This is a genomic window from Brenneria sp. hezel4-2-4 (assembly GCF_013155275.1).
Taxonomy (GTDB): domain Bacteria; phylum Pseudomonadota; class Gammaproteobacteria; order Enterobacterales; family Enterobacteriaceae; genus Brenneria.
Window position 1 is genome coordinate 358,321 of the sequence record NZ_JABJXS010000002.1, and the last position, 22,816, is coordinate 381,136.

General features: G+C 55.8%; 21 protein-coding genes. 17 read left to right on the forward strand and 4 right to left on the reverse strand.

The window, feature by feature from the left end:
- Positions 1 to 76 precede the first annotated feature (76 nt).
- The 9 genes from hinT (at position 77) to HOY33_RS05685 (ending at position 8,346) form a co-directional block, all read left to right on the forward strand.
- Positions 77 to 433 (forward strand): purine nucleoside phosphoramidase, encoded by a 357-nt coding sequence (gene hinT / locus HOY33_RS05645; protein ID WP_172289227.1) that lies wholly within the window; start codon positions 77 to 79, stop codon positions 431 to 433.
- A 4-nt stretch (positions 434 to 437) separates the two neighbouring features.
- On the forward strand, positions 438 to 809 hold the full coding sequence (locus tag HOY33_RS05650; protein ID WP_172289228.1) for a YcfL family protein: 372 nt from the start codon (positions 438 to 440) through the stop codon (positions 807 to 809).
- A gap of 21 nt (positions 810 to 830) precedes the next feature.
- Positions 831 to 1,406 carry a penicillin-binding protein activator LpoB gene (gene lpoB / locus HOY33_RS05655; protein ID WP_172289229.1) on the forward strand — a complete coding sequence of 192 codons (576 nt, stop codon included), beginning with the start codon at positions 831 to 833 and terminating at the stop codon, positions 1,404 to 1,406.
- Complete coding sequence (locus HOY33_RS05660) at positions 1,387 to 2,250, forward strand: phosphotransferase (RefSeq protein WP_172289230.1); 864 nt, start codon at positions 1,387 to 1,389, stop codon at positions 2,248 to 2,250. Before lpoB ends, HOY33_RS05660 begins: the two co-directional genes overlap by 20 nt.
- Before the next feature lie 60 nt (positions 2,251 to 2,310).
- Positions 2,311 to 3,339: a beta-N-acetylhexosaminidase gene (nagZ, locus tag HOY33_RS05665; RefSeq protein WP_172289231.1), complete on the forward strand. Its 1,029-nt coding sequence runs from the start codon at positions 2,311 to 2,313 to the stop codon at positions 3,337 to 3,339.
- A gap of 57 nt (positions 3,340 to 3,396) precedes the next feature.
- Positions 3,397 to 3,939, forward strand: coding sequence for an alpha/beta hydrolase YcfP (gene ycfP / locus HOY33_RS05670; protein ID WP_172289232.1), 543 nt, complete (start codon positions 3,397 to 3,399; stop codon positions 3,937 to 3,939).
- A gap of 282 nt (positions 3,940 to 4,221) precedes the next feature.
- The gene (locus tag HOY33_RS05675; RefSeq protein ID WP_172289233.1) at positions 4,222 to 5,526 is read left to right on the forward strand and encodes an NAD(P)/FAD-dependent oxidoreductase; all 1,305 of its coding nucleotides are present in this window, start codon (positions 4,222 to 4,224) and stop codon (positions 5,524 to 5,526) included.
- 348 nt (positions 5,527 to 5,874) lie between these two features.
- Complete coding sequence (locus tag HOY33_RS05680) at positions 5,875 to 6,414, forward strand: glycine zipper 2TM domain-containing protein (protein WP_172289234.1); 540 nt, start codon at positions 5,875 to 5,877, stop codon at positions 6,412 to 6,414.
- A 318-nt stretch (positions 6,415 to 6,732) separates the two neighbouring features.
- Positions 6,733 to 8,346, forward strand: a complete 1,614-nt coding sequence (locus HOY33_RS05685) for a methyl-accepting chemotaxis protein (RefSeq protein WP_172289235.1) — start codon at positions 6,733 to 6,735, stop codon at positions 8,344 to 8,346.
- A 91-nt stretch (positions 8,347 to 8,437) separates the two neighbouring features.
- Here HOY33_RS05685 and HOY33_RS05690 read toward each other — a convergent pair whose 3' ends face one another.
- From HOY33_RS05690 to mfd, 3 genes are all read right to left on the reverse strand, one after another.
- Positions 8,438 to 9,346 carry a glutamate/aspartate ABC transporter substrate-binding protein gene (locus tag HOY33_RS05690; protein ID WP_172289236.1) on the reverse strand — a complete coding sequence of 303 codons (909 nt, stop codon included), beginning with the start codon at positions 9,344 to 9,346 and terminating at the stop codon, positions 8,438 to 8,440.
- Positions 9,347 to 9,716: 370 nt separating this feature from the next.
- The gene (gene yegD, locus HOY33_RS05695) at positions 9,717 to 11,069 is read right to left on the reverse strand and encodes a molecular chaperone (protein ID WP_172289237.1); all 1,353 of its coding nucleotides are present in this window, start codon (positions 11,067 to 11,069) and stop codon (positions 9,717 to 9,719) included.
- Positions 11,070 to 11,257: 188 nt separating this feature from the next.
- Positions 11,258 to 14,707 (reverse strand): transcription-repair coupling factor, encoded by a 3,450-nt coding sequence (gene mfd, locus HOY33_RS05700; protein WP_172289238.1) that lies wholly within the window; start codon positions 14,705 to 14,707, stop codon positions 11,258 to 11,260.
- A 137-nt stretch (positions 14,708 to 14,844) separates the two neighbouring features.
- Between mfd and lolC the strand changes: the two genes are divergently transcribed.
- The 5 genes from lolC (at position 14,845) to cobB (ending at position 19,814) form a co-directional block, all read left to right on the forward strand.
- Positions 14,845 to 16,047, forward strand: coding sequence for a lipoprotein-releasing ABC transporter permease subunit LolC (gene lolC, locus HOY33_RS05705; protein ID WP_172289239.1), 1,203 nt, complete (start codon positions 14,845 to 14,847; stop codon positions 16,045 to 16,047).
- Positions 16,040 to 16,747: a lipoprotein-releasing ABC transporter ATP-binding protein LolD gene (lolD, locus tag HOY33_RS05710; RefSeq protein WP_172289240.1), complete on the forward strand. Its 708-nt coding sequence runs from the start codon at positions 16,040 to 16,042 to the stop codon at positions 16,745 to 16,747. The genes lolC and lolD overlap by 8 nt, the downstream gene beginning before the upstream one ends.
- Positions 16,744 to 17,991 carry a lipoprotein-releasing ABC transporter permease subunit LolE gene (lolE, locus tag HOY33_RS05715; protein WP_172289241.1) on the forward strand — a complete coding sequence of 416 codons (1,248 nt, stop codon included), beginning with the start codon at positions 16,744 to 16,746 and terminating at the stop codon, positions 17,989 to 17,991. The genes lolD and lolE overlap by 4 nt, the downstream gene beginning before the upstream one ends.
- Before the next feature lie 66 nt (positions 17,992 to 18,057).
- Entirely contained in the window at positions 18,058 to 18,972 is a 915-nt protein-coding gene (gene nagK / locus HOY33_RS05720; RefSeq protein ID WP_172289242.1) for an N-acetylglucosamine kinase, read from the forward strand.
- Between the two features lie 11 nt (positions 18,973 to 18,983).
- Positions 18,984 to 19,814, forward strand: a complete 831-nt coding sequence (cobB, locus tag HOY33_RS05725) for a Sir2 family NAD+-dependent deacetylase (protein ID WP_172289243.1) — start codon at positions 18,984 to 18,986, stop codon at positions 19,812 to 19,814.
- 20 nt (positions 19,815 to 19,834) lie between these two features.
- Here the strand turns inward: cobB and HOY33_RS05730 are convergent, their stop codons facing one another.
- Positions 19,835 to 19,984 carry a hypothetical protein gene (locus tag HOY33_RS05730; RefSeq protein ID WP_172289244.1) on the reverse strand — a complete coding sequence of 50 codons (150 nt, stop codon included), beginning with the start codon at positions 19,982 to 19,984 and terminating at the stop codon, positions 19,835 to 19,837.
- A gap of 344 nt (positions 19,985 to 20,328) precedes the next feature.
- On the opposite strand from HOY33_RS05730, the gene btuC reads away from it, so the two are divergent.
- The 3 genes from btuC to btuD all read left to right on the forward strand — a co-directional run bounded on the left by btuC (position 20,329) and on the right by btuD (position 22,721).
- Positions 20,329 to 21,330 (forward strand): vitamin B12 ABC transporter permease BtuC, encoded by a 1,002-nt coding sequence (gene btuC / locus HOY33_RS05735; RefSeq protein WP_172289245.1) that lies wholly within the window; start codon positions 20,329 to 20,331, stop codon positions 21,328 to 21,330.
- Positions 21,331 to 21,392: 62 nt separating this feature from the next.
- Entirely contained in the window at positions 21,393 to 21,944 is a 552-nt protein-coding gene (locus HOY33_RS05740) for a glutathione peroxidase (RefSeq protein ID WP_172289246.1), read from the forward strand.
- A 21-nt stretch (positions 21,945 to 21,965) separates the two neighbouring features.
- Complete coding sequence (btuD, locus tag HOY33_RS05745; protein WP_172289462.1) at positions 21,966 to 22,721, forward strand: vitamin B12 ABC transporter ATP-binding protein BtuD; 756 nt, start codon at positions 21,966 to 21,968, stop codon at positions 22,719 to 22,721.
- The last annotated feature ends 95 nt before the right edge of the window (positions 22,722 to 22,816 follow it).

Here is a 22,816-nt window from a genome sequence, read left to right on the forward strand (position 1 = left end):
TTGAAAGAAACGGAATATGTCACTCATACTGCCTATACGACTTTGTTCTGCGCTTGTTTTAAAAAGGAAATCAATCATGGCTGAAGAAACCATTTTTAGTAAAATTATCCGCCGGGAAATTCCTGCCGATATCGTTTATCAGGATGAACTGGTGACAGCCTTTCGTGATATTGCGCCACGCACGCCGACACATGTTCTGATCGTACCGAACATACTGATCCCGACGGTCAATGAGACCACGGCTGAACATGAAGCCGCGCTGGGGCGGATGATTACGGTCGCCGGGAAAATCGCCGAGCAGGAAGGGATTGCTGAAGAGGGTTATCGATTGATTATCAACTGCAACCGACACGGCGGGCAGGAGGTTTATCATATTCATATGCACCTGCTCGGGGGCCAGCCATTAGGGCCGTTGCTGGCTGAGCGGATATAATCTCATGACTCAATATCTGCCCGTATTCCTGATGGCGTTGCTGCTGGCTGGATGCAGCGCGCCTAAGGTGCTGACGATCAACGAACGGCAAACGCTGATAATGGATGCGCCTTTGCTAACGGCGGGGATTACGGCAGGCAAGCCTGTGCTGGATACCGTAAACGATGCAAAACGCGCGTCCGCGGTTGTCGGCAACGAGATGGGGCAACCCGTCGCCGTGCATTATCGTTTCTATTGGTATGATGGCAGTGGATTGGATGTATTGCCTTACGAAGAAGTACAAACCATCGTGATCCCACCTCAGGCGGAAGTTCGCGTTTTTTCACTACGCAGCAGTCCGGATGTGCGTCAGGTCCGCCTTCATCTATTTTTATAATGGTGTGTTGAGAGAGGAAACATGAAAAAGTATCTATGGGTGGTACTGGCAACGCTGGTGCTGACGGGGTGTCCTAGTCGCCCGCCGGAACCGACTGAGCCGCCCGCAACGATCGAGCCGGCGGAACCTCAGGTTCCGACCACTCCGCCGCCGGGTGAGCCGGTTCCGCCACCGCCCAAAATTCAAACCTTGAATTGGGATGCCACCATTAATCCACTGGTCGCCCAGATGTTGCAAGCCGATGGCGTAACGCCGGGCAGCATCCTGCTGCTGGACAGCGTAAAAAATAATACCAATGGCGCATTGCAGACGGCGAAGGCCAACAACGCGCTGTACAATGCGCTGTCAAACGGCAAGGCTTTCACGCTGGTGCCGCGTGAACAGATGGCCGCGGCTAAACAAACCCTGGGCCTGTCGGTTGACGACAGTCTGGGGTCGCGCAGTAAAGCGATCGGCCTGGCTCGCTATGTCAGCGCGCAGTATGTGCTGTATAGCGATGTGAGCGGCGATGTGAAATCACCCGTGTTGGATATGCAGTTGATGTTGGTTCAGACCGGGGAAATCGTATGGTCGGGTAATGGCGCCGTCCAACATTAAGCAACAGCTTATCGACACGCTCGGTAAGCACTTTCCGGCGGTGGAACCCGCAGGTTTTCATTTTGCCCCGGTGAGCGGATTAAGCAGCGAAAGCTGGCGCATCAGCGCGCCGGGTTTCGCCGGGCTTGCTCGCCGGCAGTCGGCGGCCGGGCGCTTGTCTGGCACCGATCGTCAGCGGGAGTTTCGTCTATTGCGGCAGATGGCGGGCGCAGGACTGGCGCCGCGTCCGTTGCTGTGGGACGGCCGTTGGCTGATTGTCGAATGGGCGGCGGGACGCGCGGCGACGGCGGCGGAGTTTTTTGACCTGCTGTGCAATGGCGATCTGGCGCGCTATCTCGTCCGTATTCATCAACGGCCGCGCAGTGGCTGCCCTTTGGCGTTAAAGCCGCTATTTGCCCGCCATTGGCAACAGATGGACGGCCGCCGCCGTTCACCGTCGCTGCTGCGCCTTCATCAGCATTTCCAGCGGGAGGCGTTGCCCCGCATGCTGGCCGTTGCGCCGCTGCATCTGGATATTCATGCGGAAAATCTGTTGCTGGCGGACGGGAAGATGATGCTTATCGATTGGGAATATGCGGCGGATGGCGATATCGCGCTGGAACTGGCGTTTATTTTTCGCGCTAATCAACTGGATCCTGAGACGCAGCGGCGTTTTTTGCACACCTATCGCCAGCAGCGTCCGGGATTTTCCATTGCCTGCCTGCAACAGCATACGGCGCAGTGGTTGCCGTGGGTCGATTATCTGGCGCTGATGTGGTACGAAGTCCGCTGGCGTCAAACCGGACAGGATCGCTTTCTGCGCGCGCTGGCGCCGTTGCGTCGGCAGTTGGGGATTGGCGAATAATGGCGTTCGCATCCTGTCAGGATGATGAATTAATTGCATTAAGTATTGAATGAGGTTTCCGTGGGCCCGGTAATGTTAGATGTGGCCAGCTATGAGCTGGATGCAGAAGATCGAGACGTGTTGGCGCATCCGCTGGTTGGCGGAGTGATTTTATTTAGCCGAAATTTTCACGATGCCGAACAACTGCGTGAGCTGGTGCGGCAGATCCGCGCCGCATCGCGCGATCGTCTGATTGTCGCGGTCGATCAGGAAGGCGGGCGGGTTCAGCGTTTCCGTGAAGGATTTACCCGCCTGCCGGCCGCCCAGGCTTTTGCCGCGTTGAATGCCGAACCTGAAGCGCGTCGACTGGCCGAGGACGCCGGTTGGGTAATGGCGGCGGAGATGATCGCTATGGATATTGATATCAGCTTTGCGCCGGTATTGGATATCGGTCATCAAAGCGCCGCGATTGGCGAGCGGTCGTTCCATGATCGCCCGGAGACGGCGCTCATGATGGCCCAAAGCTTTATTCGCGGTATGCACCTTGCCGGAATGAAAGCGACGGGTAAACATTTTCCCGGTCATGGCGCGGTCAGCGCAGACTCGCATAAAGAGACGCCTCTGGATCCGCGGCCGCTGGATGAAATCCGCGCCCGTGATATGCTGATCTTCAGAGAACTGATTCAGCAACGGCAATTGGATGCGATTATGCCCGCCCACGTGATTTATACCGACGTCGATCCACGCCCGGCCAGCGGATCGCCGTTCTGGTTAAAGCAGGTGCTGCGGCAGGAACTGGACTTTGACGGGATCATCTTTTCCGATGATTTGTCAATGGAAGGCGCGGCGGTGATGGGAAGTTATCCGCAGCGTGCGCAGGCTTCGATAGAGGCCGGCTGTGACATGATTCTGGTATGTAACCAGCGGGGCGGCGCGGTAAGTATTTTGGATAATCTGTCCCCGGTCAAAGCGGATCGCTTGAGCCGCTTATATCATCAGGGAGCGTTCTCCCGTCGGCAGTTGTTGGATTCGCCGCGATGGAAACAGGCAAATCAGGCGCTTACGGAACTCAGCGCGCGCTGGCAAGCGTACAAAGACAACGGGAAATAGGGTACTTAGGTACGTCGTCTGCCACGCGGCGTACTCAAAACAGTAGTGAGGATACCGATGATTATCTACTTGCATGGTTTTGATTCAACCAGTCCCGGCAACCATGAGAAAGTGCTACAGCTTGAGTTCATCGATGATGACGTTCGGTTGCTGAGCTATAGCACGCTGCATCCGCGTCATGATATGCAACACCTGCTGAAACAGGTAGATAAAATGATCCAGCAGGTTGACGACGAACATCCGCTGATATGCGGCGTCGGATTGGGCGGTTTCTGGGCTGAACGGATAGGTTTTCTGTGTAATATACGGCAGGTGATCTTTAACCCCAACCTTTACCCGCAGGAAAATATGGCGGGTAAAATCGATCGTCCGGAAGAATATCTGGATATTGCGACTAAATGTGTCGCCAATTTTCGTGAGAAAAACCGCAAACGCTGCCTGGTGGTGTTATCGCGTGAGGACGAAATGCTCGACAGTCAGCGTAGCGAGCAGACGCTGAGCGACTACTATGAAATCATTTGGGATGATATCCAGACGCACAAATTCAAAAACATCTCTCCTCATCTGCAACGTATGAAAGCGTTTAAAGTGCTGGGCTGACCAGCGACCGGTTGAGGTCGCGCGTTGCGCCGTTTGTAGTGACGCTGTCACTTTATTATGCTTGTCAAAACGGCTAATTTGCTGAAATAAAAATGAAATTTCAGGCTGTCCGTTCCTCTAACTGAAAATAAATTGATATATATCAATTTTGGTATGACCAAATAACCTGGCATGCTATTCTTGCGGCAGATATCGAATTTAACCTACTCGAACCCTATGTAATATAAGGATATTATTATTTTACCCTTTATTAACCATTGGTTCACAATTTAGGGGGTCATTTTGACATTACCAAGTAAAAAAATCGTGATTGTCGGCGGGGGAGCCGGTGGACTTGAACTGGCGACCAGTCTGGGCCACACGTTAGGCCGTAAGAAGAAAGCGGAAGTGACGCTGGTGGATCGTAACCATAGCCATCTGTGGAAACCGCTGCTGCATGAAGTTGCGACCGGATCGCTGGATGATGATATGGATGCATTGAGCTATCTGGCCCATGCGCGTAATCACTATTTCCAGTTCCAGCTCGGAATGCTGACGGATATCGATCGCCAACAGAAGACGATTCAACTGGCGGAAATCTGTGATGAGCAGGGCGACGTGCTGGTGAGCGCCCGTAAAATTCCCTATGACATTCTGGTGATTGCGTTAGGCAGTACCTCGAACGACTTCGGCACGCCGGGCGTAAAAGATCACTGTATCTTCCTGGACAACCCGAAACAGGCGCGACGTTTCCATAATGAAATGCTGAATCTGTTCCTGAAATTCACGGCCAGAACGGATGAGAAAGACCGGGTTAATATCGCCATCGTCGGCGGCGGAGCGACCGGCGTTGAACTGTCGGCCGAGCTGCATAATGCGGTGAAACAACTGCATAGCTATGGTTTTAATGGTCTGGATAAAGAAACGCTGAATGTCACGCTGGTGGAAGCCGGCGAGCGTATTTTGCCCGCTTTGCCGCCGCGCATTTCCGCGGCCGCCCATCAGGAACTGACCAATATCGGCGTCCGGGTGTTAACCAAAACGATGGTGACCAGCGCCGAAGCGGGTGGGCTGAATACCAAAGACGGCGAGTTTATCGACGCCGATCTGATGGTCTGGGCCGCCGGGATTAAAGCGCCGGACGCCATGAAAGAGATCGCCGGTCTGGAAACCAACCGCATCAATCAACTGGTGGTGGAACCAACCTTACAGACTACCCGCGATCCCGATATTTTCGCCATTGGCGACTGTGCCTCCTGTCCGCAAGAGGGCGGCGGGTTTGTGCCGCCGCGGGCGCAGGCGGCTCACCAGATGGCGTCGCGCTGCCATGCCAATATCGTCGCGTTGCTGAACGGTCATACGCTGAAACCCTACGTCTATAAAGATCACGGTTCGCTGGTTTCGCTGTCTAAATTCAGTACGGTCGGCAGCCTGATGGGGAACCTGATGCGCGGCTCGGTGATGGTGGAAGGGCGCATCGCCCGTTTCGTCTATATCTCGCTGTATCGCATGCACCAGGTTGCGCTGCACGGCTATGTTAAAACCGGTCTGATGATGTTGGTGGGCGGTATTAACCGGGTTATTCGTCCCCGCCTTAAATTGCATTGATGCTGTCGTTCCCCGCCGCCTGCCTGCCGCAGGCGGTATTATTCCGCACTGCCAGACAGGCCTTCCGGTAGTATAAAATATTGCCGATTAGCCCTTCCTGTTAAGATAATTCTCAAATAAAGACTTTTTATCATCGAAATAACATATTTGGTTAATTAGTCTTATTGCGGCGCTCAGCAACATTGTGCAGACTTTTCACCGTTTACAGACGGCGTAGTACGCACGTCGCACATCCTGAATGCCGGGGTATTCAGGAAAAAATCACCGGATCCAAGGTATTTGATGTGAATCTTCATCAATGCGGTATTGCAGGTGGGAATGCGTGAGAATATATTCGGGAGGTATCCTGTGAACAAGTCAATGTTAGCGGGTGTGGGTATCGGTGTGGCCGCCGCGTTGGGTGTGGCGGCGGTAGCGAGTATGGATGTTTTTTCATCTAAGCCGCAGTTTGCGCAGGTGCTTACGGCAACACCAATCAAAGAAACGGTTAAGACGCCTCGCCAGGAGTGCCGTAACGTCACGGCTACGCATCGTCGTCCGGTTCAGGATGAACATAAAATCGCCGGTTCAGTGTTGGGCGCGGTGGCGGGCGGTGTGCTGGGCCACCAGATTGGCGGCGGTCGCGGCAAAGATGTGGCGACGGTGGCCGGCGCGTTAGCGGGGGGATATGCCGGCAACAAAGTTCAGGGCAGCATGCAGGATAATGATACTTACACGACGACGCAGCAGCGCTGTCAGACCGTGTATGACAAATCGCAAAAAGTATTGGGTTATGACGTTACCTATAAAATTGGCGATCAGCAGGGGAAAATTCGTATGGACCGCGATCCCGGCACACAGATCCCGGTAGACAAAAAGGGTCAGCTGATTCTTAACCAGCAGACCTGATACGCGTCAGTTCGAGCGAGCGCTCTTTTTTACGCTGCGCAGATAGCGCCATTCTCTGAGCAGCGTTTTTCTTCCGTCACTCCTCCGCTTGCCTTCTCTTTTCTCACTCGCCTGCCTCCCGGTGAAATAAAAGAATCTTTATATATTGCAGTAAATTACGCTGACGAAAAACGTAATTACCGAGTTTTTTAGGGTTCTTGTTAACAAAAGGAAAAACAATTAGCAACAAATAAATCAGACCCTGTATTATCCGCTTCGGATCTACCTGCATCTATATAGTGATAAAAAAATACAATAATGGGGAATGAGTAAACTTATATGTCACACAGCCTTTCAATCAAAAATCTTTCCGTGTCAAAAAAACTTTCTCTTGGTTTCGGCTTATTGCTGGTAGTGGCGCTGGGGCTATCGCTAGTTGGTCTTTGGGGGCTGCATAATAGCGGACAATCCACGCAGCGGCTGGATCGGCTGAGTTTGCTTTACGACGGAAGCGTCGCCGCCCGTGACGCCAACTTTATGTATGCGCTGGATAACAATCCGCAACACATCGAAAGGCATATGCAATCCCTTGATAATATTGTTAAAACCCTGCGATTGTTACAGGACGAAATTGCCTCCGGCGACTGGCCGGCGGAAGACCTTGAGTTGGTAAAACAGCTGAATACCCATGTGGATAACTACCTGGTCAGCTACCGGGATACGAGAGCCACGGCCGTCAGCAAAGACGATCTGTTAATGCTTAACGGACTTCTCGGCGCGATTCAGGAAGATATCAACAAGGTGTATTACAAGGAAGGGGAGCGTGTCGCCCAAAATATTTCTTCCGGGAATTACCGACTGCTGATCATTACGCTGGCCGCCATTGCGCTCGGCGTATTGGCGGCGGTTGTACTGTCCGGACAGATCGTCCGCCCGCTGGGGGAGGCGGTTCAGGCCGCCCGCGCCATTGCGGCCGGTAATCTGACCGTGGCGTTGCACAGTGAACGTCGTGATGAGCTGGGGCAACTGATCGGTGCGATGTCGGAGATGAGCGATAATCTGCACGGTATGATCGATAATATTCGCCGCAGTGCTGAGCAAGTATTCAACGCATCGGGGCAGATTCTGGCCGGCAATACGGATTTGGCGGCGCGAACCGAAGAGCAGGCGTCAGCCATTGAAGAAACCGCCGCCAGTATGGAACAGCTCACCGGCACGGTGAAGAAGAATGCCGACAATGCCCAGATCGCCAATAAACTGTCCGACCAGGCGGCGCAGACGGCCAAAAAAGGCGGCGAACAGGTCGGCGGTATCGTCGCAACGATGGGCGACATTGAACGGGGATCCCGGCGTATCGGTGAAATCACCTCGGTAATCAACAGCATCGCCTTTCAGACCAATATTCTGGCCCTTAATGCGGCGGTGGAAGCGGCGCGTGCCGGCGAGTCCGGGCGCGGGTTTGCCGTGGTGGCTGGCGAGGTTCGCAATCTTGCTCAGCGTAGCGCGCAGGCCGCCAAGGAGATCGAAGGGTTGATTGGCGAGTCCGTTATTCAGATCAGCAGCGGCGCCACACAGGCGGAAAATGGCGGGCAGACGGTGCAGGATATCGTGCAGTCGGTTACGCAGGTGAACGATCTTATGGGTGAGATTAGTATTGCTTCCGACGAGCAAAGTAAAGGCATCCATCAGGTCGCGCTGGCGATTGGCGAAATGGAGCAATCTACCCAGCAGAACGCCGCACTGGTTGAAGAATCGGCCGCAGCCGCGGCCTCGCTTGAAGAGCAGGCGCGGCAGTTAATGCAGTCCGTTGCCAGTTTCCAACTCAAACAGGGCCGTTCGGTCGCCTCATCCGACAGGGCATTGCCGGTTGCCGCGGTGCCCCGGCCGTCGGTGCCGCGGCTGGCGACGGCATCCGCCGCCCGGCCGTCGAACGATAACTGGGAAACCTTTTAAGACACGCCCATCTCGTCCTATCGACGGTCGTCCCGCCCGGTATTTATCGGGCGGGAGTGTCGCGTAAGCGCTGTAACCGGCTTTCCTCGTGTTACAGGATATGATCGTTGGGGGCTTTGAACAGCGTTTTCATATCATCCGACATGGCAAAATTCATATTGATATTTTTGGGTGGGATCGGCTGGGTAAACCAGCGCTGATACCATTTTTCCGCCTCACCCGTGGTTTGCGCCTGCTCGATAGTTTCATCCATCAGCTTTTTAAAGGCGGGATCGTTTTTACGCAACATGCAGCCATAGGCTTCATGAGACTGCGGGGTTCCCACGATTTCCCATTGGTCGGGTTTTTTCGCCTTGGCGCGTTCACCGGCCAGCAACGGATCGTCCATGTAGAAAGCAACGGCCCGTCCGCTTTCCAGCGTACGGAATGCATCGCTGTGATCTTTGGACGAAATGATGCGCATCTTCATGCTGTTTTTATCATTCAACTGGTTGAGTAGAATTTCGTTGGTGGTGCCGGCGGTCGTCGTGACCGGTTTTCCTGACAGATCCTGAAAATCGTTGATGCCGCTGTCTTTTTTAACCAATAATTTCCCCCCGACAATAAAGATGGAGTTGGAGAACGCCACCTGTTTCTGACGTTCCGCATTGTTGGTGGTGGAGCCGCATTCAAAATCAATGGTGCCGTTTTGCAGCAGCGGAATACGCGTCTGTGAGGTGATAGGCAGCATTTTCACCGTCAGATTGGGCTGATTAAGCTGTTTTTTCACCGCTTCGACAATCGCATTGGCATATTCCTGCGAGTATCCGACGACTTTCTGCTGGTTATCATAGTAGGAAAAGGGCACGGAGGATTCACGATGGCCGACGACGATGGTGCCGGTATCCTGAATCTTCTTAAGCGTGTCGGTTTGAACCGCTCCGGTTTCGGCGTTCGCAGCCTGGGCGGCGTTGCCGACGACTCCGAACAGAACCAGCGATACCAGCGTTTGTATTTTCATTACGTTCTCCGTTGTGATGTCTGAGCGCTTGCCTATACGTGTGGCGAGCGCGGTAAGGCTTGTTGGCAGGGGCGAGTGCCCGCGGTAAAACGACATCGAATAGGCAGGATCGCCTGCTTAGGGTGCCGGGTATAAAGCAATATTAGTGCCATATGTGGACTCTGGACAGGCGGCAAATCATCTCCCGGGCTATGGCGCGCGGGAAATGGGCACGGAGTCTTAATAACGCGCAGGCATAATCGCGGCAGGTTGATGGATAGAGCAGGGCTGAATGATGCGATGCACTATCGGGGGGCGGTGCGGTGCACCGCTTGCGAATACACTGGCTGCCGGGGGCCGCGGCAGGATAACCTCATCCGGCATTGGGGCGTTAATCGCGGAATAAAATCTCCGCCCAACGGGCCAGGCCGGCAGTGACGGAGCCAAAATCGTTTCCACTGGCGATAGGAATACCCGGCAACTGGCGTTCAATTGCCTGGCGCAGCAGCGGGGAGCGGGCGCTACCGCCGGTCAGATAGATGACATCCGGCCGGGTTTGGCTGGTCTTCAGCGCTTGTTCGATCTGCTGCTGAATGCGCAGCAACGGCTGGGCTATCGCCGCGTTCAATTCGCTATTGTCGATGATGGTCGTCAGGCCCGGTTCGACAAAGTGCAGGTCGGCGTTTGTCTGTTCTGCGTCGGATAAGGTGATTTTGCTCTCTTCCGCCAGCTGTACCAGGCGATAGCCCAGCCGCTGACGCCAGACGCTAAGCAGGCGTCTTACTGCATCGGGTCGTTGTGCATCGCGTATCATTTCATCGATCAGGGTACGACACGCCGCACTGTAAAAGTCTTTCTGCGCCGGAATATCGTTGATCGCCACCGCATTCCACCAGGGCAGGCTGGGCAGGGGGATGCCTTTTTCCGTCTCGCCGTTCATACCCAGCATGGGCATCAATTGCCTGAAGGCCAGCATGATATCCAGATCGTTACCGCCTACCCGGCAGCCGCTGTGCCCTAACAAACTTTGTTGACGCTCTCGTTGATGGCGCCAGTCAGGGCCCATCAACAGCATTGAGCAGTCGGTGGTTCCTCCGCCGATATCCACTACCAGCACGCGGGTTTCACTGCTGAGCGTAGCTTCAAAATCCAATCCGGCGGCGACCGGTTCAAACTGAAACATCACCTGTTGGAAACCTGCGCGCTGCGCGGCGCGATCCAGAATGCCCTGGGCTTGCTGGTTGGCTTCTTCGCCGCCAATACTCTGGAAGTTGATCGGCCGGCCGATCACCGCCTGTGTGATGGATTGCCCAAGCTGTTGCTCGGCCTGCCGGCGTATGTGCAGCATCATGGCGCAGACCAGATCCTCAAACAGCGCGATCTGCTGAGGCTTGAGGCCGACAGCGCCAAGAAACGATTTGGGGGACTTAACGAACCAGGTCTCTTCAGGATCGACGATATAGTGCGCTAACGCGGCGCGTCCGAATTTCACGCTGTCCGACTGCACACGAATATCTTCGTCGCGGTTAACGCTGATGGCGCGCCGCAGCAACTGGGCGTTTTCTCCCGTGGCCTCTACCTGATGGCAGCGCCATAGCCACTCGCTGACCGCTTCGCGCGCCGGGGCGCAGAGCAGTGAGGATAGATAAGGGGACTTGTTTTCCAGCGGCACCAGTTGCGGTGTACCGGCATTCATTACCGCCACGGAACAGTTGGCCGTGCCATAGTCAAAACCTATAAACATCCTGAATTACCCATGTCATAAAAAACGTCTGGAACGTTTTTCAACGTTGCGCAGCAACGGCCCGTCATAAAAAAGGGTGGGGACTTTACTGCGTTAATCCCGTGGTTGTAAAGGGGGAAGAACGACATACGCCGGTTGCCGGCGTTATGCCCTTCCGGTGTAAGGAAGGGCGAGGCGGTTTCTATAGCTCAGGCGGCCAGCGTATGCTGGGACATATTGGTTAACAGTGAATGGATAAACTCAATGCGCTGCGGTCGGGCGCTTAAATCGGTAATGAATTTCAGGCGCGTCGGGCCGTCTAATCGGTAAATGCCCGGGTTATTCTGAAGCAGCCCGATAAGATGGGTCGGATCGACGCGGTTTTGCTCGCTGAATTCGATAAACCCGCCTTTTTCATGGCCTTCAATGCGTTTTATCCCCAGCGACTGGGCCTGTTGACGCAGCGCGGCAATCTGTAACAGATGTCGGGTGGCGTCCGGCAGCAGGCCGAAACGATCGATAAGCTCGACTTTGAGTTCATCCAGCTCATGCGGTTGTTTGGCGCTGGCGATGCGTTTGTAAAAGGACAGCCGGGTATTAACGTCAGGGATAAAGTCTTCCGGCAGCAGGGCGGGTAACCGCAGTTCAACGTCCGTCTGACTGCTGATCAGGTCTTCCAGCGACGGTTCACGACCGGCCTTCAGCGCTTCAACGGCGCTTTCCAGCAACTCCATATACAGCGAGAAGCCCACGCTGGTCATCTGACCGCTTTGGTCTTCACCCAACAGCTCGCCCGCCCCGCGAATTTCCAGATCGTGGGTGGCGAGCGCAAAGCCCGCGCCCAAATCTTCCAGCGAGGCGATTGCTTCCAGACGCTTGTGCGCATCGGTGCTCATCGCCTTGGGATTCGGCGTCAGCAGATAGGCATAGGCCTGATGATGCGAGCGCCCGACGCGGCCGCGTAGCTGGTGCAACTGCGCCAGCCCGAAGTGGTCGGCCCGTTCAATGATAATGGTATTGGCGCTGGGAATATCGATGCCGGTCTCAATGATGGTGGTGCAAACCAGTACGTTGAACCGCTGGTGATGAAAATCATTCATCACCCGTTCCAGATCGCGTTCACGCATCTGGCCGTGGCCGATGGTGATGCGCGCTTCCGGCACCAGTTCAGCCAGTCGCTGGGTGGCCTTTTCGATGTTTTCCACATCATTGTAGAGATAATAAACCTGACCGCCGCGCAGAATTTCACGCAGAATGGCCTCGCGCACCACCAGATTGTCGTATTCCCGCACAAAGGTTTTCACCGCCAGCCGACGCGCCGGGGGGGTGGCGATAATCGACAGATCGCGCATTCCGCTCATCGCCATATTCAACGTGCGGGGGATCGGCGTGGCGGTCAGCGTAAGAATATCCACGTTGGCGCGCATCGCTTTAATCCGCTCTTTATGGCGCACGCCGAAGCGGTGCTCTTCATCCACAATCAGCAATCCCAGATCGTGCCAGTGGACATCGTTCTGCAACAGCTTATGGGTGCCGATCAGAATGTCGACTTTGCCTTGCCGCGTTTCTTCCAGGATCTGCGTTTGTTCGCGTGCGCTGCGAAACCGGGAGATCATTTCGATTTTAACCGGCCAGTTGGCAAAGCGATCGCGGAAGTTATCGTAGTGTTGCTGCGCCAGCAGGGTGGTCGGCACCAACACCGCCACTTGTTTATGGTTTTCCACGGCCAGGAACGCGGCGCGCATCGCGACTTCGGTTTTACCAAAGCCCACATCGCCGCATACCAGACGATCCATCGCCAGCGGCTGGCACATGTCGCTCAGCACGGCATTAATGGCCTGCGCCTGGTCGGGCGTGGTTTCAAAGGGAAAACTTTCGCAGAACAGCTGATACTGCCCTTTGTCATGCTTAAAGGCAAAACCGCTTTTGGCGGCGCGTTGCGCGTAGACATCCAATAATTCGGCGGCGACGTCGCGTACTTTTTCGGCCGCTCTCTGTCGCGCGCGCGACCAGGCCTCGCCGCCGAGTTTGTGCAGCGGCGCGCTTTCGTCTGCGCCGCCGGCATAACGGCTGATCAAATGCAACGAGGATACCGGTACATAAAGTTTATCTTCGCCGGCATAGGTCAGAATCAGATATTCGGCTTTAATGCCGCCCGCTTCCAGCGTGGTTAATCCGGCATAGCGCCCCACGCCGTGTTCAAGATGCACTACCGGCTGCCCAGGCCGAAGCTCCGCCAGGTTACGAATCAACGTCTCGGTATTGATGGCCCGCCGGTTATCCTGCCGCCGGCGACTGACCCGCTCACCCAGCAGATCGCTTTCACAAATCAGCGCCCGCTGGCGGAGGGTATCGATAAAACCGTGCTCGCTGGCGCCGATGATCAGATTGGCGCCGCGTTTTTTGGCCTGATCCAGATGGTTAATCGGCGTGGGGTTGAGCTTGATTCGCGCCAGCAACTCTTGCAGGGTTTCGCGCCGGCCTTCGCTTTCGACGGAAAAGATGATCTGCCCGTCAAATTGTTCGATAAAGCGGCGCAGCGTGTCCAGCGGCGCTTTTTGCTGGTGCTGAATCGCCAGATCCGGCAACGGCAGATAGCCAAGATTCACATTGGCGGCTTTTTCCGGCAGGGTGTCGGTGCGCAATTGCACCCGCGGCCAGGCTTTTAGCTCGGAAAACAGGCCGTCAACCCGCAGCCATAACGATTCCGGCGGCAGAAGCGGGCGCATGGGATCGACGCGACGGCTTTCAAAGCGCTGCTGAACATCCTGCCAGAAACGTTCGGCGCTCTGTTCGATATCGCCGGTATTCACCACCAGCGTATTGTCGGGGAAGTAGCTGAACAGCGAAGGCAGCGGCTGATTAAAAAACAGCGGTTGCCAGTATTCAATACCGGCGGGCCAGGCGCTTTTGCTCACCTGCTGATAGATGTGCTCCGCATCGCGGCGCACGTCAAATTGTTCCCGCCACTGGCTGCGAAACAATTCGATGGCGGTTTTATCGGTTGGAAATTCATGCGCGGGCAGCAGATTGATGTGCGGCACTTCATTTAATGTCCGCTGCGTATCGACATCAAACAGCCGCAGGCTATCGATTTCATCATCAAAGAAATCAATTCGGTACGGCTCCTCGCTGCCCATCGGGAACAGATCCAGCAGCGCGCCGCGGGTGGCGAACTCCCCGTGCTCCATCACCTGATCGACGCTGCGGTAGCCCGCCTGTTCCAGCTGCGAACGCAGTTTGTCGCGCGATAGGCGCTGGCCTTTTTTCAGCATCAGCGCATGACCGTGCAGGAAATTATGCGGGCATACCCGCTGCATCAGGGTGTTGACCGGCAGGATCAAGACGCCCCGATCCAGCGACGGCAACTGATACAGGGTGGAAAGCCGACTGGAAATAATTTCCTGATGGGGAGAAAAGCTGTCGTAAGGCAGCGTTTCCCAATCAGGCAAGCTGGTGACGGGTTGTTCGGTAAATTGTTGAATTTCATCGCGCAGACGCAAGGCGTTCTGCATATCAGGGGCGATAAGCACGACCAGTCCACTATGGCGGTCAATGATCTCTGCACATTCTACGGCGCAGGCGGCGCCGGTTAATTGCCCCAGCAGGCGTTGCTCACCCGATTTGAGCGGCAACGGATAACGATATTTTTCAGGCATAATCTGATTATCAGGTCTCGACCCCGGTGTCCGCTAAGAAAAAGCCGGAGAGTGAGGGTGTTAGGGTTCCATAAAGCGGTGCTACCCTTTATTATCCTTGATCACTTTGCTTTGGCAACCTCATCCAGACGGATTTCATGTATCAACCTGTCGCATTATTCATTGGCCTGCGTTATATGCGCGGCCGAGCATCGGACCGCTTCGGGCGGTTTGTCTCCTGGTTATCGGCCATTGGCATCACCCTGGGGGTGATGGCGCTGGTAACCGTACTGTCGGTTATGAATGGTTTCGAGCGTGAACTGGAGAACAATATCCTGGGGCTGATGCCGCAGGCGTTGATCACCACGCCACAAGGCTCGCTTGATCCGCAGGCCCAGCCAGCCTCGAACCTGGATGCGTTGCGGGGGATTAACCGCGCGGCGCCCTTAACCACCGGGGAGGTGGTGCTGCAAAGCGCCCGCAGCGTCGCCGTGGGCGTAATGCTGGGCGTCAACCCGGATGAAGCGGAACCTTTATCGCGCTATCTGGTGAACGTAAGGCAACAGCAGCTACAGCCGGGAGGCTATCAGGTCATTCTCGGCGATCAACTGGCGTCTCAACTGGGCGTAAAACGCGGCGAACAACTGCGTCTGATGGTGCCCAGCGCCAGCCAGCTCACCCCAATGGGGCGTATCCCCAGCCAGCGGTTATTCACCGTCGCCGGAACCTTTGCCGCCAACAGCGAGGTTGATGGCTACCAACTGCTGGTCAATCAGCAGGATGCCTCACGGCTGATGCGCTATCCGGCCGGCAATATTACCGGCTGGCGCCTGTGGCTCGATCAACCGCTGGCGGTCGATACGCTGAGCCGCCAGACATTGCCGGACGGGCTGGTGTGGAAAGACTGGCGTGAGCGCAAGGGGGAGTTATTCCAGGCGGTGAGGATGGAGAAAAACATGATGGGGCTGCTGCTGAGTCTGATTATCGCCGTCGCCGCGTTCAATATTATTACCTCGCTGGGTTTGCTGGTGATGGAAAAACAGGGCGAGGTGGCTATTCTGCAAACGCAAGGATTGACCCAGCGTCAGATTATGACGGTGTTTATGGTGCAGGGAGGCAGCGCCGGGATCGTCGGGGCGTTACTCGGCGCGCTGCTGGGGGCGCTGTTGGCCAGCCAGCTAAATACGCTGATGCCGATGTTGGGATTATTGCTTGACGGCGCGGCGTTGCCGGTGGCGATAGAACCGCTACAGGTCGTCACCATCGCGCTGACCGCGATGGTCATTGCTCTTCTCTCCACGCTGTATCCGTCATGGCGCGCCGCCGCCGTTCAACCCGCTGAGGCTTTACGTTATGAATGATTTACTGTTGTTGCAGTGCAATAACCTGTGCAAACGCTATCAGGAAGGTAAGCTGTCGACGGATGTCCTGCGCGATGTGACCTTTGAAATGCGCAACGGGGAGATGATGGCGATTGTCGGCAGTTCCGGCTCGGGGAAAAGCACCTTATTGCATCTGTTAGGCGGGCTGGATTCGCCCACCTCCGGTGAGGTGATTTTTAAAGGGCAGCAGATGAGTAAGCTGTCGGCGGCGGACAAATCGGCGCTGCGTAACCGCGAGCTGGGTTTTATTTACCAGTTTCACCACCTGTTGCCGGATTTCACCGCGCTGGAAAATGTAGCTATGCCTTTGTTGATCGGTCATGTGCCGGCGTCGCAGGCGCAAGACAAAGCCCGTGAGATGCTGGCGGCGGTTGGGTTGGAAAATCGCAGCCATCACCGTTCGGCGGAGCTGTCCGGCGGCGAACGTCAGCGCGTCGCCATTGCCAGAGCGCTGGTGAACAGTCCGTCGCTGGTATTGGCGGACGAGCCGACCGGCAACCTCGACCAGCGTACCGCGGATACGATTTTTGAACTGCTGGGCGAATTGAATGTGCGGCAGGGGACGGCGTTTCTGGTGGTGACCCATGATTTACAACTGGCCGGCCGCCTGAGTCGTCAGTTGGAAATGCGTGACGGTCAGTTGCAGCAGGAACTGACGCTAACGGGAGTCGGGCAATGACGTTTCCTCCGCTTTCCCTGTTGATTGGCCTGCGTTTCAGCCGGGGCCGGCGGCGCGGCGGCATGGTTTCGCTGATTTCGGTTATTTCGACGATCGGGATTGCATTGGGCGTGGCGGTGCTGATCGTGGGCTTAAGCGCGATGAACGGTTTCGAGCGTGAGCTGAACAACCGTATTCTGGCCGTGGTTCCCCACGGTGAAATCGAACCGGTCAATCAACCCTTTGCCGGCTGGCAGGCGCTGTTGCCCAAAATAGAACGGGTGCCGGGCGTGGCGGCGGCAGCGCCCTATATCAATTTTACCGGTCTGCTGGAATACGGCGCCAACCTGCGCGCCATTCAGATGAAAGGCGTTGACCCGCAACAGGAGAGCCGGCTCAGCGCATTACCCCGTTTTGTGATCAACGATGCCTGGCAGCGCTTTCGCGCCGGCGAACAGCAGGTGATTATCGGTCAGGGCGTGGCAAACGCGCTGAACGTCAGCGAAGGCGATTGGGTGACGGTGATGATCCCCAATAATGACCCGGAAATGAAGCTGATGCAGCCAAAGCGTATCCGGCTGCACGTCAGCGGGATTCTGCAACTCAGCGGTCAGCTCGATCACAGTCTGGCGCTGGTGCCGCTGGCCGACGCGCAGCACTATCTGGATATGGGGGAGAGCGTCACGGGGATCGCCATTAAAGCCACGGATGTTTTCAGCGCCAATAAACTGGTGCGCGATGCGGGCGAGGTCACCAACGCCCATGTCTATATCCGCAGTTGGATCGGCACCTATGGCTATATGTACCGTGATATCCAGATGGTGAGAACCATTATGTATCTGGCGATGGTGCTGGTGATTGGGGTGGCGTGTTTTAATATTGTTTCCACGCTGGTGATGGCGGTTAAAGATAAGAGCGGCGATATTGCCGTGTTGCGTACCCTGGGAGCAACGGACGGGTTGATCCGCGCTATATTTGTCTGGTATGGCTTGCTGGCCGGACTGTTGGGCAGCGTGATCGGCGTGATTGCGGGGGTGATCGCCACGCTACAGTTGACCAATATTATTCGCGGTATCGAATCAATAACCGGTCATCGTTTCTTATCCGGCGATATCTATTTTATTGATTTCCTGCCGTCAGAGTTACATGCGGTCGATGTTATCAGCGTTTTGGCGACGGCACTGGCGCTGAGCCTGATCGCCAGTTGGTATCCGGCGCGGCGCGCCAGCCGGATTGATCCCGCGCGGGTATTGAGCGGGCAGTAACCTTGTACATCCACACTCACAGCCGTGCGGCGTGGAAATGTGTCATCAACCATTTAAGGGGCGGTCATGTATTACGGTTTTGACATGGGCGGCACGAAAATCGAGCTGGGCGTATTTGATGCCGGGCTAAATATGGTTTGGCAAAAGCGCCTTCCCACGCCTCGCAACAGCTATGAAACGCTGCTGAATACGCTGGTTGAAATGACCAAAGAAGCCGATGCGCAGGTAGGCATGGAAGGCAAGGTCGGCATTGGCGTGCCGGGTATGCAAACCGGCGACAACGGCGCCCTGTTTACCGCCAATTTGCCGGCGACCATGGGGCGGCCGCTGGGCGCGGATCTGGGGCAGTTATTACAGCGCGAGATCCGTATTAATAACGACGCCAACTGTTTTGCCCTGTCTGAAGCCTGGAATGAGGAATTTCGCGCTTACCCGGTCGTATTGGGCGTAATCCTCGGTACGGGCGTCGGCGGCGGATTGGTGGTGAACGGACGTCCGGTGGACGGGCGAAACGGCATTGCCGGGGAGCTGGGGCATTTCCGTTTGCCGTCCGACGCGTTGGCGATCCTCGGCGAGGATATTCCGCGGGTTAAATGCGGCTGCGGGCAGTCCGGGTGTATTGAAAACTATATTTCAGGCCGCGGATTTGAATGGCTGTATGCGCATTTTTATCAACAGACGTTGCCGGCGGTGACCATCATCCGGCACTATCGCGCGGGCGATAACAATGCGCTGGCGTTCGTCGATCGGTTTATGGATTTACTGGCGGCCTGTTTAGGCAATCTGTTGACGCTTCTCGATCCCCATCTGCTGGTGCTGGGAGGCGGGTTATCGAATTTCGACGAAATTTATCAGATATTACCGACGCGTTTGCCGGCGCGATTATTACCGATTGCCAAACTTCCACGCATAGAAAAAGCGCGTTATGGCGATGCGGGCGGCATTCGCGGCGCGGCATTGCTACACTTAATGGATCAATAGCAGGAGCAGATATGCAAACGCATCAACGGTTAGGACGTTTTCATAAAGGGAAACGAATGCGTCAGCAGCGTCTGCGTGCACGTATTTTCCACCGAGATTATCTGGCGGCGACCGAAGTGAAAAAGCCAAGAGTAGTGGTGTTGACCGGCGCGGGGGTTTCCGCGGAATCAGGCATCCGTACCTTTCGGGCGGCCGACGGTCTGTGGGAAGAGCATCGGGTTGAGGATGTCGCCACCCCCGAGGGATTTCATCGCAACCCCGAGCTGGTGCAGGCATTTTATAACGCCCGCCGCCGCCAGTTACAGCAGCCCGACATCGTGCCCAATGCGGCTCATCTGGCGCTGGCTAATCTGGAAGCATTGCTGGGGGATAACTTTTTACTCATCACGCAGAATATCGATAATTTGCATGAGCGGGCCGGCAGCGAGCGGATTATCCATATGCACGGCGAGTTACTGAAGGTGCGCTGCTGTCAGAGCGGGCAGATTTTCGACTGGACGGGGGATCTTTCCGCCGAGGAGCGATGCCACTGCTGTCAGTTCCCGGCGCCTTTACGTCCGCATATCGTGTGGTTCGGTGAAATGCCGCTTCAGATGGATAAAATTTCTCAGGCATTGGCGCAGGCGGATTATTTCATCGCCATCGGTACGTCCGGGCACGTATATCCTGCCGCCGGGTTTGTGCATGAAGCGCATGCGCATGGTGCCTATACGCTGGAACTGAATCTTGAACCCAGCCTGGTGGAGAGTCAGTTTGACGAAAAAATTTACGGCCCGGCCAGTACCGTGGTGCCCGAGTTTGTCAGCGCCTGGTTGACGCGTCGGAAAACGATCGTGTTCTGATGATTCGTCTATCCTGCCGCTTATTCGATTAGCGAATAAGCTTTATTGTCTTCGCTTAAACGATCTGGTTCGGTAGCTTCCTGGCGAACCAGATCGTTGACTTTCGTCATCAATCCCGCACGCTCGGCGAGGTGGTTTTTTCCTCCCGCGGCAAGGCGTAATTCTCGCATTCGTTGACCTGGTCAAACGCAAAGGTTGCCGAGTGGTTGAAGAAACAGAACTCGCACTCGCGGCAGCGTGCGTGCGTGTCCGTCTCCGCGGGGGGGATATCTCGGGGAGAGCCCACCCGCTGGACAAAATTCCGCAAACTCGTCAACATCGCCATACCCTCACTGAAGCCTGCCGTGGATCACCACCAACCGAAATGAATGAGAGCTATTCTCATAGGATTAAGCGTAGTCGATATCCGGATAATCAGGGAATGACAATCCAATGCGAAAGCGACGGATAAAATCGGTTACCATAGCGCAGGCGTCTGTCGGGACAGGCGCTTTTCCTTTGTCGCGGATGGACTATGCAGCCATTGAATCCGGGGTATACCCAGTTAAAACGACAGCAGCGCACTGATGATCGTCGGCGATTAATCCTGCTGTTTCTTCTGACATTATTTACGCTGACGATCGGCCTGTGCGCCGGCGACCGCTGGATTTGGCCGTTATACTGGCTGGATGACGCACAGCGCATCTTTATCTGGCAGTTGCGCTTGCCCAGAACGTTGGCCGTGATGCTGGTGGGCGCGAGTCTGGCGATGTCCGGCGCGGTGATGCAGGCGATATTCGATAACCCGCTGGCGGAGCCGGGATTACTGGGCGTCGCCAACGGCGCGGGGGTGGCGCTGGTGCTTACCGTCCTGCTGGGACAAGGTATGCTGCCGATATGGGTATTAAGCCTCAGCGCTATCGCCGGTGCGCTGCTGATCACCTTTCTGCTGCTGCGTTTTGCCCGTAGACAAGTATCCAATGCCCGTCTGCTGCTGATTGGCGTTTCGCTGGGAATTATCTGTAGCGCGATGATGACCTGGGCGGTCTACTTCAGCACCAGTCTGGATTTGCGGCAGCTAATGTACTGGATGATGGGCGGGTTCAGCGGGATCGACTGGCGGCAGGGCTGGCTGATGCTGACGCTGCTGCCCTTGATCCTATGGCTGAGCCGTCGGGGGACTGTGCTGAACGGGCTGGCGCTGGATGAGATACAGGCGCGCCAACTGGGGGTGTCGGTTTACTATTGGCGCAACGTGCTGGTGCTGGTTATCGGCGCGCTGGTCGGCGTGAGCGTGGCGCTGGCGGGGGTGATTGGGTTCGTCGGATTAATTATTCCGCATATGTTGCGGCTGTGCGGGTTAACCGATCAGCGTTATTTATTAACCGGCTGCGCGCTGGCCGGCGGTTCGATTCTTATGCTGGCCGACACCGTGGCGCGGGTGGCGCTGGTTTCCGCCGAGTTGCCGATTGGCGTCGTTACCGCTACGCTGGGAGCGCCATGGTTTATCTGGTTGTTGTTACGTAACAGGATTTAGCTCACCGCACAGCCAGCAATGGCCGACGGCCCCTATCTGACAGAATAAAAAGGATTAAGACGATGAGTAATGAAATCTACGCCATTCCACTGAAAACCATTGACGGACAACAGACGACGCTTGAATCCTATCAGGGCAAGGTGGCGTTAATTGTCAATGTGGCTTCAAAGTGCGGCTTGACCAAGCAATACGACGCATTGGAGAAAATCTACGAAACCTATCGTGACCAGGGATTTGTCGTGCTGGGGTTTCCATCGAATGAATTTGCCGGACAGGAGCCGGGTAGCGATGAAGAAATTCAGGCGTTTTGCCGGACGACATTTGGCGTTCAGTTCCCGATGTTCAGCAAAATCGACGTTAACGGCGCCGAACGACATCCGCTGTACCAGCTATTGATCCGCGAACAGCCTAAAGCGACCAACTCGTTGCTGAGCGGGTTTTACGCTCGCTTAGTCAATAAAGGCCGCAAGCCGGCGAATCCGGAAGATATCCTCTGGAACTTTGAAAAATTCCTGATCGCCCGCGATGGCAGCGTAATTCAGCGTTTTGCCCCGGATCTGGCCCCCGACGACGCGACGATTACCGATGCCATTGAAGCGGCGCTGGCAAAGTAATTGGCTGCGCAATCCACGCCCTTGCTGCAACTGAGGCAGGCCGGCGTTTCCTCCCGCCTGTCTCCGGTTGATGTCGAGTGCCGCGCGGGTCAACTGCTGCATATTATTGGCCCGAACGGCGCGGGGAAAAGCACCTTGCTTGCCCGAGTCGCGGGCATGCTGGCCGGCGAGGGGAGCGTTTATCTGTGCGGTAAGCCGCTGTCGGACTGGTCCGCGCCGGATCTGGCGCTGCGGCGGGCCTATCTCGCCCAGCAACAGCCTCCGTCATCGATGATGCCGGTGTTTCAATATTTGCGTTTGCACCAGCCTCCCACGGCCGATGAGGCGGTTGTCGATGAGGCGGTGGGTTTTCTGGCCGCCCGCCTGATGCTGACGGATAAACTGACGCGTTCGTTAACCCGGCTTTCCGGCGGCGAGTGGCAGCGCGTCAGGCTGGTCGCCGCGCTATTGCAGATTTGGCCGGCGGCGAATCCTAACGGACGGCTGCTGCTGCTGGATGAACCCGCCAACAGTCTGGATGTCGCGCAGCAGGCCGCGTTGGACGAACTGCTGCATATGCTGCGTCAGGCGGGGCTAAGCGTGATTGTCTGCGCCCACGATCTAAACCACAGTTTGCACCATGCCGACAGCATCTGGCTGATGTCCGCCGGACGACTGGTCGCGCAGGGCGACGCCACTGAGGTAATGACGCCGGAAACGCTGTCGCCGGTGTTTGGCGTCGATTTCCAGCGCCTTATGGTGGATGGCCGCTTCTGGGTGATTGCGGGTCGCGCCTGAGCGAAAATCAGCAGAAACCGGCTTTACTTGCCAGTTATGCCCTTTCAACGCTAAATTAAACAGAAATATCATTCTGATAGATAACCTCTGCCGAG

Coding starts and splice junctions, on each gene's coding strand:
- yegD (WP_172289237.1), bottom strand. CDS start 11,069: ATGTTTATAGGTTTTGACTATGGCACGGCCAACTGTTCCGTGGCGGTA.
- lolE (WP_172289241.1), top strand. CDS start 16,744: ATGACGTTTCCTCCGCTTTCCCTGTTGATTGGCCTGCGTTTCAGCCGG.
- HOY33_RS05740 (WP_172289246.1), top strand. CDS start 21,393: ATGAGTAATGAAATCTACGCCATTCCACTGAAAACCATTGACGGACAA.
- hinT (WP_172289227.1), top strand. CDS start 77: ATGGCTGAAGAAACCATTTTTAGTAAAATTATCCGCCGGGAAATTCCT.
- mfd (WP_172289238.1), bottom strand. CDS start 14,707: ATGCCTGAAAAATATCGTTATCCGTTGCCGCTCAAATCGGGTGAGCAA.
- nagK (WP_172289242.1), top strand. CDS start 18,058: ATGTATTACGGTTTTGACATGGGCGGCACGAAAATCGAGCTGGGCGTA.
- lolC (WP_172289239.1), top strand. CDS start 14,845: ATGTATCAACCTGTCGCATTATTCATTGGCCTGCGTTATATGCGCGGC.
- btuC (WP_172289245.1), top strand. CDS start 20,329: ATGCAGCCATTGAATCCGGGGTATACCCAGTTAAAACGACAGCAGCGC.
- cobB (WP_172289243.1), top strand. CDS start 18,984: ATGCAAACGCATCAACGGTTAGGACGTTTTCATAAAGGGAAACGAATG.
- HOY33_RS05730 (WP_172289244.1), bottom strand. CDS start 19,984: ATGCGAGAATTACGCCTTGCCGCGGGAGGAAAAAACCACCTCGCCGAG.
- HOY33_RS05650 (WP_172289228.1), top strand. CDS start 438: ATGACTCAATATCTGCCCGTATTCCTGATGGCGTTGCTGCTGGCTGGA.
- HOY33_RS05685 (WP_172289235.1), top strand. CDS start 6,733: ATGTCACACAGCCTTTCAATCAAAAATCTTTCCGTGTCAAAAAAACTT.
- ycfP (WP_172289232.1), top strand. CDS start 3,397: ATGATTATCTACTTGCATGGTTTTGATTCAACCAGTCCCGGCAACCAT.
- lolD (WP_172289240.1), top strand. CDS start 16,040: ATGAATGATTTACTGTTGTTGCAGTGCAATAACCTGTGCAAACGCTAT.
- HOY33_RS05690 (WP_172289236.1), bottom strand. CDS start 9,346: ATGAAAATACAAACGCTGGTATCGCTGGTTCTGTTCGGAGTCGTCGGC.
- lpoB (WP_172289229.1), top strand. CDS start 831: ATGAAAAAGTATCTATGGGTGGTACTGGCAACGCTGGTGCTGACGGGG.
- HOY33_RS05660 (WP_172289230.1), top strand. CDS start 1,387: ATGGCGCCGTCCAACATTAAGCAACAGCTTATCGACACGCTCGGTAAG.